Annotated in this window: 4 protein-coding genes and 2 pseudogenes; all 6 read left to right on the top strand. The window is 48.0% G+C overall.

The genetic code is table 11. The features are described from left to right. Positions 1–123, top strand: a pseudogene (locus CAG69_RS20200) (response regulator); the annotation flags it as partial. Positions 124–243: 120 nt separating this feature from the next. After that, positions 244–984, top strand: a complete 741-nt coding sequence (locus CAG69_RS20195; RefSeq protein ID WP_006741709.1) for a protein phosphatase CheZ — start codon at positions 244–246, stop codon at positions 982–984. A 9-nt stretch (positions 985–993) separates the two neighbouring features. Further along, a complete protein-coding gene (locus CAG69_RS20190) occupies positions 994–3,228 on the top strand; it encodes a chemotaxis protein CheA (RefSeq protein ID WP_161445885.1) in 2,235 nt (744 codons plus the stop codon). A gap of 29 nt (positions 3,229–3,257) precedes the next feature. Next, the gene (locus tag CAG69_RS20185) at positions 3,258–4,370 is read left to right on the top strand and encodes a protein-glutamate methylesterase/protein-glutamine glutaminase (protein WP_109169796.1); all 1,113 of its coding nucleotides are present in this window, start codon (positions 3,258–3,260) and stop codon (positions 4,368–4,370) included. Between the two features lie 8 nt (positions 4,371–4,378). Beyond that, the gene (locus CAG69_RS20180; RefSeq protein WP_006741712.1) at positions 4,379–5,158 is read left to right on the top strand and encodes a ParA family protein; all 780 of its coding nucleotides are present in this window, start codon (positions 4,379–4,381) and stop codon (positions 5,156–5,158) included. Beyond that, positions 5,148–5,357 (top strand): annotated as a pseudogene (locus CAG69_RS20175) (chemotaxis protein CheW); the annotation flags it as partial. The gene CAG69_RS20180 and the pseudogene CAG69_RS20175, both read left to right, overlap by 11 nt.

Here is a 5,357-nt window from a genome sequence, read left to right as displayed (position 1 = left end):
GCTGAAGCGAAGCGTGAGCAGATCATTGAAGCTGCTCAAGCAGGCGTAAACGGCTACATTGTTAAGCCATTTACTGCTGCAACATTAAAAGAAAAATTAGATAAAATTTTCGAGCGTTTATAACTCTCTCTTTTTCTCTTTGTTATTCGAGTCATTCATACCAATTATTAAATACCTATTAAATGACTCGTTTAGCGTTTTTAAAGTGATAAGAAGAACTAAACGTAAAAGGGTCTATTCAGAATGATCTCACTAGAGCAGGCGAAGTCACTCGTTCAAATGCTAGAAAACGGGGAACAAGACCAAGCCAATATGCTTGTTGCCTCGATCTACGAAGGTGCCGAGAATCCAATGCTGCAAGAAATTGGAGCCTTAACTCGAGACCTTCACGAATCACTCAAGCAGTTCAGTCTCGATCAGCGCATGACCGAAATTGCGAAAGACGAAATCCCTAACGCAAGGGATCGTCTTAATTATGTGATCGAGAAGACAGAGCTAGCAGCCAACAAAACGATGGATGCAGTCGACTGCTGCCTTCCTATCGCTGACAACCTGCATGATTGCCTTCAGAAAGTTCGTCCTCAATGGAATGAACTCATGCACGGGCGCATCGAATTAAGCGAATTCAAAGCACTTTGTCACCGAATCGACGAGCTATTAGTTCAAGTCGAAGGTGACAGCACTGAGTTGCGTGGTCAATTGACCGAAATTCTCATGGCGCAAGACTTCCAAGACCTAACTGGCCAGATTATTCGCCGCGTAATTACGTTGGTAAATGAAGTAGAAGGCCGCTTAGTGGAAATCCTAACCGTATTCTCTGGAAATAAACCTGAAGAACACATTCAAGTTTTGTCAGAACCGGCAGATAAAAAGAATACACAAACAAGCGAAGCCGAAGGCCCGATTCTTCATCCAGAACTGAGAGAAGATGCGGTTTCATCGCAGGACGAAGTCGATGACTTGTTGTCCAGTCTTGGATTTTAAAGGTAACGTATGAGCTACGATTTAGACGAAGATATTCTTCAGGACTTTCTCATTGAGGCTGGGGAAATTCTCGAACTGCTTTCTGAGCAGTTGGTTGAATTGGAAAATAACCCAGAAGACAAAGACTTACTTAATGCAATTTTCCGCGGGTTTCACACCGTAAAAGGCGGTGCTGGCTTCCTGTCTTTGGCAGAGCTAGTCGATACTTGTCATGGTGCGGAGAACGTGTTTGACGTTTTACGAAACGGCCAACGCACGGTCACGCAAAACTTGATGGATACGATGCTAAAAGCGTTGGATACGGTAAATACCCAGTTCCAAGCTGTTCAAGATCGTGAACCATTGGAAGCTGCGGATCCTGCCCTTCTTGAAGAACTTCATCGTCTATGTAAACCTGAATCAGAAGATGAAGTCGCTGCAACCGTGGTTGAAGAACCAGTGGTTACTCCTGAACCTGTCATTCCTGAGCCTGTTATTGAAGAACCAGCCGCGCCAGCGTCAAGTGTCGGCTCTGTTGATGAAATTACCCAAGACGAATTCGAAAAGCTGCTGGATGAGCTTCATGGTAAAGGCTCAGCTCCAGGCGCTTCAGAACCTGCGACACCAACAACGCCATCAGAGCCCCCTCAATCAAGTGCGCCATCAGTTGAAAGTGGCGATATCACTGACGATGAATTTGAGCGTCTACTTGACGAACTTCACGGCGTTGGCAAAAGTCCATCAGCGGCAGAGGCTGCAGCATCTGCACCAGTAGAACCTCCTAAAGCGGCAGAACCAGCTGCGCCAGTTGCATCGTCAGCAAATCAAGATAGTGACTTAATGACGGACGAAGAGTTCGAAAAGTTACTCGATGAGCTACATGGTGCGGGCAAAGGTCCTACGCTAGAAGAACTGGATATGGCAACGAAGCCGGCATCAGCAAACGTAGAGGAAAGCCCTGCGAAACCTGAGCCTGCGGTTAAGCCAGCACCAGCAGCGCCAACTCCGGCTCCAGCACCAAAACCAGAATCTAAACCTGTCGCGGTGAAAGAAGATGCGAAAGCGCCAGCGGTTAAAAAGCCTCAGGCCGAGGCAACCGTTCGTGTCGATACCTCGACGCTTGATACCATCATGAACATGGTTGGTGAGCTTGTATTGGTCCGAAACCGTCTATTAAGCCTTGGTTTGAACAGCGACAATGAAGAAATGTCCAAAGCGGTCGCCAACCTTGATGTCGTAACGGCGGATCTGCAAGGCGCGGTAATGAAAACGCGTATGCAGCCAATCAAGAAAGTATTTGGCCGTTTCCCACGCGTTGTCCGTGACTTGGCGCGCAACTTAAATAAAGACATCGTGCTGGAAATGCGCGGTGAAGAAACCGATCTCGATAAAAACCTTGTAGAAGCATTGGCCGATCCATTGATTCACTTGGTTCGTAACTCGGTTGACCACGGTATTGAAATGCCAGACGACCGCGCGAAAGCAGGTAAATCACGCACAGGTAAAGTGATTTTGTCTGCATCACAAGAAGGGGATCACATTGAGCTATCCATCGTAGATGATGGCGGCGGTATGGACCCGAACAAACTGCGTGGTATCGCGGTTAAGCGCGGTATGATGGACGAAGATGCGGCGGCCCGTTTAACAGACAAAGAGTGCTTCAACCTTATCTTTGCGCCAGGTTTCTCAAGTAAAGATAAAATTTCTGACATCTCTGGCCGTGGCGTTGGCATGGATGTGGTTAAGACGGCGATCAACACCTTAAATGGTTCAATCGATATCGATTCTGAGCTAGGTAAAGGCACTAAGATCACCATCAAAGTACCACTGACGCTTGCGATCCTACCAACACTGATGGTTGGCGTTGGCGGTCATCCGTTTGCACTGCCACTGGCTTCGGTGAGCGAAATCTTCCACTTGGATCTGAGTCGCACAAACGTGGTAGATGGTCAGTTGACGATCATTGTGCGTGAAAAATCTATCCCGCTATTTTACTTACAGAACTGGTTAGCATCCAAATCACAAAACGTCGAAGAGCGTACTGGTCACGGTCATGTGGTTATTGTACAGATCGGTAACCAGCGCGTTGGTTTTGTTGTGGATACGCTTATTGGTCAAGAAGAAGTGGTTATTAAGCCACTCGATAATCTATTGCAAGGCACTCCGGGCATGGCTGGTGCAACAATCACTAGCGATGGCCATATTGCATTAATTCTAGATGTGCCTGATTTACTTAAGCGATATGCTGCGGCTTCACGCCTTTAAGCAAAGCTGACGTTATTAAAAGGAATAAGATGGCGATTAAAGTACTAGTCGTTGATGATTCGAGTTTTTTTCGACGTCGCGTGAGCGAAATCATCAACTCAGAATCGCGCCTAGAAGTGATTGACGTTGCGGTAAATGGCAGAGAGGCGGTTGAGAAAGCCAAATCTCTTAAACCGGACGTCATCACGATGGATATTGAAATGCCAGTGATGGATGGCATTACCGCTGTGCGTGAAATCATGGCAGCGGCTCCAACGCCAATCCTAATGTTTTCGTCCCTGACTCATGACGGGGCGAAAGCCACGCTTGATGCGCTAGATGCGGGCGCATTGGATTTCTTACCGAAAAAGTTTGAAGACATCGCACGTAACCGCGAAGAAGCGGTATCACTGCTTCAGCAACGAGTTATTCAGATTGCTTCGAAGCGCGCTTTTATGCGTCGACCAATCACTCGCGCTGCTGCGAGTACCAATGCGGCAGCTCGTCCACTAGGTTCAAGAACGGCTTCGCCAGCGACTCCAGCTCCTGCTCGACCGGCTGCGGCAAAGTTCCGAGCCTCCGGTAAGAAGTATCAACTGACCGCAATTGGCACGTCGACTGGTGGTCCGGTTGCTTTGCAAAAAATTCTGACGCGTTTACCGATGAACTACCCGCATCCGATCGTATTGATTCAGCATATGCCGGCAACCTTTACTGCTGCATTTGCCAGCCGTTTGAATACCTTGTGTAAGATTCAAGTGAAAGAAGCCCAAGACGGCGATGTCTTACAGCCTGGTGTGGCATACCTTGCTCCAGGTGGTAAGCAAATGATGGTGGATGGTCGAGCGGGGGCTGCTCGTCTTCGTATCATTGATGGCGGCGACCGCATGAACTACAAACCATGTGTGGATGTGACTTTTGGTTCTGCAGCCAAAGTATACGGTGACAAAGTACTCTCTCTAGTGCTGACTGGCATGGGTGCAGACGGTCGTGAAGGCGCTCGCATGTTGAAGTCTGCAGGCTCAACTATTTGGGCTCAAGATGAAGAAAGTTGTGTTGTTTATGGTATGCCCCAAGCTGTTGCTAAAGCAGGCATTTCTTCAGAAGATTTACCGCTTGACCGCATTGCAGAACGCATGTTGGTGGAAGTTGGCCTAGCGTAGGATTCATCATGATTGTTTGGAGTGTAGCTAACCAGAAAGGTGGCGTGGGTAAAACCACCTCAACAGTGACATTAGCGGGTTTGCTGAGTCAAAAAGGTCATCGCGTACTGATGGTCGATACTGACCCTCACGCATCACTGACTACCTATCTTGGTTATGATCCTGACGCAGTAACTTCGAGCCTGTTTGATTTATTCCAGTTGAAGACATTCTCTCGTGAAACGGTGAGGCCGTTAATCCTAGAGACAAAACTGGAAGGGATGGATATCATTCCCGCGCATATGTCCCTTGCGACGCTTGATCGTGTCATGGGGAATCGCAGTGGGATGGGGCTGATCTTAAAACGAGCTCTACAAGCGGTCTCACAAGACTATGATTATGTGTTGATTGACTGCCCGCCAATTCTTGGTGTGATGATGGTCAACGCACTGGCCGCCAGTGACCGAATTTTGATTCCCGTTCAAACCGAGTTTTTGGCGATGAAAGGCTTGGAACGCATGATGCGCACGTTAACCATTATGCAAAAGTCTCGTCCGGGTGGTTTCAAAGTGACTATCGTTCCAACGATGTATGACAAGCGCACCAAAGCGTCTTTGCAGACATTGATGCAACTGAAGAAAGATTACCCAAATCAAGTATGGACCTCTGCGGTGCCGATTGATACCAAATTCCGTGATGCTAGTTTAAAGCATTTGCCAGCATCGCATTTTGCATCTGGTAGTCGTGGTGTGTTTGCGTATAAACAGTTACTGATTTACCTGGAGAGGTTAGCGTTCGATGAGCAGTAACGACGTGCTTTCCAGTGAACAAGCGCTTGATGACTACTTTAATGCGCTATTGGGTGATGAGGCTGAAGCAACGACTCTTGAGGAAGAGCTTGACTTGCTGGCTCAAGAAATATCATCTGCAGAGCCAGAGCCAGAGCCAGAGCCAGAGCCAGAGCCAGAGCCAGAGCCAGAGCCAGAGCCAGAGCCAGAGCCAGAGCCA

The organism is Vibrio sp. V43_P6S15P86, assembly GCF_009904725.1.
GTDB lineage: Bacteria > Pseudomonadota > Gammaproteobacteria > Enterobacterales > Vibrionaceae > Vibrio > Vibrio diabolicus.
Note: the sequence above shows the minus strand (reverse complement) of the source record. Positions and strands in the feature narration are given on the sequence as shown.